We start from the raw sequence: 1812 nt of genomic DNA, 5'->3' as shown, positions 1-1812 counted from the left end.
TTGGACAGCGACCAGTACTGGCCGCCCCACAGGCTGCGCGCGCGGTTCAGCCGGGTGTTGAGCCACAGCATGAAATCATAGGCCCGGTCGCCCAGATGGGCGAGCCATTTGGCGTGCATCACGACCGAGTCGAACTGGTCGCCGTGGGTCACCAGGTAGCGCTTGCCATCACTGGCGGTGAAATCGGCCTTGCTCAGCACCTCGATGCCGCCGAAATGGGTGCCCAGGTAGGAGCGCAGGAATTCGTCGTGGTTTCCTGGGATCAGGTAGATGCTGGCACCGTCGTGCGCCTTGGCCAGCAGCGCCTGGACCACGTCGTTATGGGCCTGCGGCCACAGGAAGCCTTTGCGCTTGATCCTCCAGGCATCGATGATGTCGCCAACGAGGTAATAGCTCTCGGCCTCGTAGGTGTTCAGGAAGTCCAGCAGCAGCTCTGCCTGGCAGCCGGGTGTGCCAAGATGAATATCCGACAGAAAGATGGTGCGGTATTTCATTTGGCACACCCCAGCTGATTTGCTTGCTGGACTGCATAGTGCGTCAAGTTATCAGAACCATGACGCTGGTGAATCAGGCATTTGACAGATCTGCGCAGGCAAGCTCCGCATCCTGGCATTTGCCGGCTTCCTGCAGATGCGGCGCCGGTATGTGGCAATGGATCACATGGCCCGCACCGAGGGCCTGCGGCGGCGGCGTCCTGGTATCGCAAACCGGACCGATCCGTTTTGTGCAGCGCCGCTGGAACGGGCAGCCGGTTGCAGGCGGGGCCTTCTCGCTCATGTCATTGGCCAGCAGGACAGGAGCGGCATCCGGGTCCGGTTCCAGCACTGCCCCCATCAGGGTCCGGGTGTAGGGGTGATAGGGCGGGGCATAGACCTGCTCCGCCGGGCCGATTTCGCAGATCCGGCCCTGATACAGCACCGCCACCCGGTCCGACACCGCGCGCACCACCGCCAGATCGTGGCTCACGAAAATGTAGGAGGAGCCGTTCTCTCTCTGCAGCCGCGTCAGCAGCGCCAGCGCCGCCGCTTGCACCGAAACATCCAGCGCGCTGGTCACCTCGTCGCACAGGGTGACCTCAGGGTTGGCGGCAAAGGCGCGGGCAACCCCCACCCGCTGTTTCTCTCCCCCGGACAACTGTCCGGGAAAGCGCGACATATAGCGCGCAGGCAGGCGCACCGCTTCCAAAAGCTCTTCGGCCCGCGCCTGCGCCTCTGCCCCCTTGAGGCCGAAGTACAGTTTCAGCGGCGCCATCAGGATTTCCCCGATGCTTTGGCGCGGGTTCAGCGACGCATCTGCGTTCTGGAAGATCATCTGCACCCGGCGCAGGGTCTCGCGGTTGCGGCCCGAAACCGGCGCGTTCAGGCTCTCGCTGCCGCCCAGCGTCACCGTGCCCTTGCGGGTGCCCGCCAGCCCGGCAATGGCGCGCAGAATGGTGGACTTACCGGAACCGGACTCGCCGACCAGCCCCAGAGTCTCACCTTTCCTGAGGACAAACCCGGCGCGGTCCACGGTAGGGGCGGGGAGTGGTTTATTGAACCAGCGGTCCAGCAGGCCGGGTTTATGGTAGCTGATGGCCACGTCCTGCAGCTCCAATGCGCGGGCTTCCTGCACTTGAATGGCGCGCAGAATGGTGGACTTACCGGAACCGGACTCGCCGACCAGCCCCAGAGTCTCACCTTTCCTGAGGACAAACCCGGCGCGGTCCACGGTAGGGGCGGGGAGTGGTTTATTGAACCAGCGGTCCAGCAGGCCGGGTTTATGGTAGCTGATGGCCACGTCCTGCAGCTCCAATGCGCGGGCTTCCTGCACTTG

The 1812-nt window shown here is 63.9% G+C and carries 2 protein-coding genes; both read right to left on the bottom strand.

Going from position 1 to position 1812, the window contains the following annotated elements; translation table 11 throughout:
• On the bottom strand, nucleotides 1–494 hold a 494-nt coding region (locus A9D60_RS02920), incomplete at its 3' end, for a UDP-2,3-diacylglucosamine diphosphatase (RefSeq protein WP_175392879.1).
• Nucleotides 495–567: 73 nt separating this feature from the next.
• A partial coding sequence (locus A9D60_RS02915) for an oligopeptide/dipeptide ABC transporter ATP-binding protein (protein ID WP_141117800.1) occupies nucleotides 568–1812 on the bottom strand: 1245 nt, incomplete at its 5' end.

It is taken from the genome of Leisingera sp. JC1 (genome assembly GCF_001679925.1).
Lineage (GTDB): Bacteria > Pseudomonadota > Alphaproteobacteria > Rhodobacterales > Rhodobacteraceae > Leisingera.
The sequence above is the reverse complement of the archived record's forward strand: the minus strand, read 5'-3'. Positions and strand labels throughout refer to the sequence as shown.